The sequence below is a fragment of the Streptomyces sp. NPDC055287 genome, assembly GCF_053646035.1.
Window position 1 is genome coordinate 1 of sequence record NZ_JBSHNE010000103.1, and the last position, 4,166, is coordinate 4,166.

The 4,166-nt window shown below is 70.5% G+C and carries 3 protein-coding genes; 1 reads left to right on the forward strand and 2 read right to left on the reverse strand.

What is annotated here, in order from left to right:
* Positions 1-130 precede the first annotated feature (130 nt).
* The gene (locus ACWIHY_RS40045; protein WP_454381659.1) at positions 131-439 is read right to left on the reverse strand and encodes a hypothetical protein; all 309 of its coding nucleotides are present in this window, start codon (positions 437-439) and stop codon (positions 131-133) included.
* A gap of 541 nt (positions 440-980) precedes the next feature.
* On the reverse strand, positions 981-2,111 hold the full coding sequence (locus tag ACWIHY_RS40050; protein WP_454381660.1) for a LuxR C-terminal-related transcriptional regulator: 1,131 nt from the start codon (positions 2,109-2,111) through the stop codon (positions 981-983).
* Between the two features lie 191 nt (positions 2,112-2,302).
* Between ACWIHY_RS40050 and ACWIHY_RS40055 the strand changes: the two genes are divergently transcribed.
* Entirely contained in the window at positions 2,303-3,742 is a 1,440-nt protein-coding gene (locus ACWIHY_RS40055; protein WP_454381662.1) for an FAD/NAD(P)-binding protein, read from the forward strand.
* The last annotated feature ends 424 nt before the right edge of the window (positions 3,743-4,166 follow it).

Consider the following 4,166-nt stretch of genomic DNA (forward strand, 5'->3'; position numbering starts at 1 on the left):
TTCAACCGCGACCCGAAGTAACCGCCATGACAGCGCGGGCCGCCTCCCGCAACCCGTCCCGCCGAAGGCGGCGTACTCCGACACCCCGTCGGCGTCCTCGAGTTGAGCGGCTCTGGTGCCGCCAGCGATCCTAGATGGGCTCCATGACTGGCCCGCCCCCCGCCGCAGGGCCGTCGTTGTCCCGCCGGCCGGCCTCGCGCGGGACAGCGAGGTACAGGCCCCGGCAGCCTTTGCCGTCGGTCTGGCCAAGTTCACCGCCGCCACGGCCGCCACGGTGTACGAGAACGAAGCCCTGGCGTTCCTGGCGCGTGGCCAAGAAGCCGACACCGGAGCCCAGCAGGCGCACGATGCGGATGCGCAACTGGCGCCCCACGTCACCCGCTCCGGCGCCCGCAAGGCAGCCGCCGGGGCTGCCGAGCAGGCTCGGGCCGCGCGGCACCTGCTCGGCGCCGTCTCACCGCCCTCCAAACGGCATACCTCGCCTCAGGGCCGCACCGATACGGCCACCCCGGCACGCGTCAGCTGGATGCGGCGCGTGGCACCGCTCGCCGATCGCCGGATCACGAGGACATGGCAGAAGCTGGCCGGGGAGGTTCGGCGTGATGAGCCCCATGCCGCAGCCCAGCGGCGCCGACCTGGCCCGCCAGGCCCTGTACGCCGCGAAGCAAGCCGCTAAGAAGCGGCGCCACCGGCAGCCGCAAAGCCCCAGCGCTCCGGACACCGGGCATTTTGAATGTCGTCCCGGATTCGTCTGTATGCGCAGGGCCCCGGGGAAAGTTCGGTAGATCCCGTTTGGGTCGGATGATCACCGGTAGACGGACATGGACGGCTACCCGGATACGCGCCATCTGGCAGTACTGGCACGTCCCGGCTTTGTCAGGTCGGGCCAACAGCGCCTCACGGCGCAATCAAGATCCCCGACAAAGTCAACCACTTACGAAACGCGGACATCTGCTCTTGCGTCGGAGCAGTCCATTTGCTTAGGGAACCGGGGCGGTCTTTGGGACCGCAGGCCGGTAGTGCTCGGCGAACAGCCGCGCAACGAGTTCGCCTCGGCTGGAGACCTCCGTCTTGCCGAAGACGGCTTTGACATGGTCGCGCACGGTGTGGGGGGAGATGAACAGCGTCGCGGCGATCTCGGTGGTGGGCAGCCCGCGCGTGATGAGCCGGGTGATCTCCAGCTCGCGCGGTGTGAGGCCGTACGCCTCGGCGATGAGGACCGCCCGGTCGGCGGCGGCCGCCGGCTCGATGACGAGCGCCACGGGACCGGGTCGCCCAGCGGGGCCGCTGAGACAGGAGGCGTGGCAGGTCAACCAGCGGCCGTCAACGGTTCGGATGCGCACCCTCGCGCTGCCTGCCCGGTCGCGGCCCCGGGCGATCGCCTGGGCCTGCAGCGCGGTGGCGACCACCCAGATCGGCAGCCTCAGGCCCAACTGTGAGGGGATAGAGGGGCCTTCAGGGAGCTGCGAGAGATGCTGCCGTGCCTCCTCGTTGATCGACGTCGGCTCGCCGGAGGGATCGAGGAGCACCAGTCCGGGCGCGGGTGCGTCGGTTCCGCCGGCGGTCGCGGACGGGCGGGCGAACCGGCGCAGCCGCGAGGCCAGCGGACCGGACAGGCCGGCGAGCAGCGTCGTCTCGGCCGGGCCGAACGGGGCGCCACCGCGCATACGGAACAGGCTCACCACGGCCCATGGCCGGTCGCCGACCCGCAGGACGGCCCGTAGCTCGTCGTCCACACCCTGGCTCCCGAGCAGCCGGCGGAAGCGCGCGCTGCGCGCGGGCAGGTCGCCAGTGGCCGCGCGCAGACCGGCCGCCGGGACGGTCGCGCGGGCAAGGTCCCGAAATGGGAGGACGTTCTCCTCCAGGAGTTCGCTTTCCCAGTAATCGGCGCAGCCTTCGCCTGAGCCGAGGTTCTCCACCAGCATCGGCGCGGTGATGAGACCGGTCTCCGGGTCGGTGGCCGCCCATACGGCCGAGTCGAACGGCATGAGCCGTCGCAGCTCGGCGGACGTCCGGCTGAAGAGTTCTCGTGTGTCGGTGGCCCGCTCCGCACCTGACAGCACCTTGGCGTGAGCTGACAGCACCTCGGCGTGGCGGCGCGCATCGGACATGGAGAGATCCCTCCCGTGGTCTGGATGCAGGCCAGCCTGCCCGCCCTACTGCCCTGCGCCAACCCCTCGTTTGAGGGGGGCATTCCCGGCCGGTCACCGCTCGCGGGGGATGGGGCTCGGCACTGGCGGCGGCGAGGCTCAATGAGGCCGCGGCTCCTTTCGGCGGCGGCCCGGGACGTGAAGGGAAGAACATGGACATCGCAATCGTCGGAGCGGGTGCTGCGGGAGTCGGCCTGTTGGACACGCTGGCGGCCACCGCCGACAGCCCCGGGACCATCACAGTGTTCGAGCCGTCCCCGCATCTTTGGCGAGGCCGCCCGTACGGCCCCGACCTGGACACGGTGCTGGTCAACGCACCACCCGCCGTCATGTCGATCCGCCACCTGGACTTCGGGCACTACGCGGCCTGGCTGGGCATGCGTGGCACCGCCCAACTCGACGAACGGCTGGGACAGCCGCTGGTTCCGCGCGCGCTCTACGGCGAGTATCTGGCACACACCGCCGAGACGGCATTGGACACCCTGCGCGAAGACGGCTGGCAGGTGCGCGTGGTCACCGCCCGCGTCACCGATGCCGCCCGGTCCGGGGCCGCCTGGTCGCTCCGCACCGAGGACGGACATCGGCACGAGGCCGACCACGTGGCCGTGTGCGTGGGCGGGGGGACGCCGCAAGACCATTACGGTCTCGGCGGCGCCCCCGGTTTCGTGGACGATCCGTACCCGCTGGCACACACACTCGACCGGGTCCCGCCCGGCAGCAACATCGCGGTCATCGGGAGCGGCCTGACCGCTGTCGACGTCGTCGTGTCGCTCGCTGCGCGCGGGCACACCGGGCCGATCATGCTGCTGTCCCGCAGCGGTGTGCTGCCCCACGTCTGGCAGCGCCCGGTCGGCCACCGGCCGCAGCACGTGACCGCCGAGCGGGTGGCGGCGCTGCACCGGCAGCACGGTGTCGTCACCCTCCAGGACCTCATTGGGTTGATGCGGGCCGAACTGGAGGAGACGGGAGAGGACTTCGAATCCTTCGTGGCTGAACTGCTGGCGTCCGAGACCGAAGATCCCGTCCGGCGCTTGCGTGCGCAACTGGCCGCTGTAGACGACTCCAGGATCGGCCGCCGGGTCCTCCAGGAGACAGCGCACAGTGTTGGCCCGTACGCGTGGCGGCTCCTGCCCGAGCCTGACCGCCTGCGGCTCGGGCGTCACTTCCGCATGGCGACGAGCGTGGCCTCACCGATGGTCCCGGTGAACGCCGCCACCATGATGCGGCTGTTGGACTCCGGGCAACTCACTGTCGCTGCGGGCGTCCGCAAGATCGAGGTCGCGGACGCGGTGTTCCGGGTGCACGGCGACGACGGCGAACGCACTTTTGACGTCGTCGTCAACGCCGTGAATCCGCCATCGCGGGCGATCCCTCGGGCGGCCGGTCAGTTGGTCACAGCCCTGCTGGCGGACGGCTCGGCCGAGCTGCACCCAGCCGGTGGGCTGGTACCGGCTGACCCGCGTCTGCACGTGGTGGGAGACCTCGCCGGGGGCGGTCCGTTCATTACGTCAAGCATTGCGGGCATAGCGGCCCAAGCGGCACGGGCCGCAGGGGTGATCGTCGCCGCGCAGCACGCGGCGCGGGCTGTCTGACCTCGACGCTGTGTCAGGTCTCCTCGTCGGTCGGCGGCGCCCTCCCCGGCAGATCGGAATGCAAGATTGCGATTCCTGTGGGGGTGGGGAGTGGCGGGTCGATAGCGGCGCGCTGATCCGATCGCGTGCGACCGTGAACCGAACCGCCCTCTTCCTGACGCTGCGCATGCTGATCGACGAGGTCAGGACAGTCCCCCCACCTGAGCCTGCACGGCGAGGGGCCCCGGACCGAAGTCCGGAGTCCCTGTCATCCGGGCGGACGGCGACCGACGTGGTCCGCGAGCTGGGCGTCAGCATCGAGGGTCTGCGCGGCTGGGTGAAGGCCGACTGTGAGGTTGATCCCGGGGAGTGGACACCGTGTTTCATGCGACGAGTGACAGCGTACGTGTCGTGATCAGTTGTTGTTCAAACTCGGCTGGTGTGC

What these genes read in the sequence shown, in the direction of transcription:
- ACWIHY_RS40050 (WP_454381660.1), bottom strand. Translation starts at nt 2,111, where the DNA reads ATGTCCGATGCGCGCCGCCACGCCGAGGTGCTGTCAGCTCACGCCAAG.
- ACWIHY_RS40055 (WP_454381662.1), top strand. Translation starts at nt 2,303, where the DNA reads ATGGACATCGCAATCGTCGGAGCGGGTGCTGCGGGAGTCGGCCTGTTG.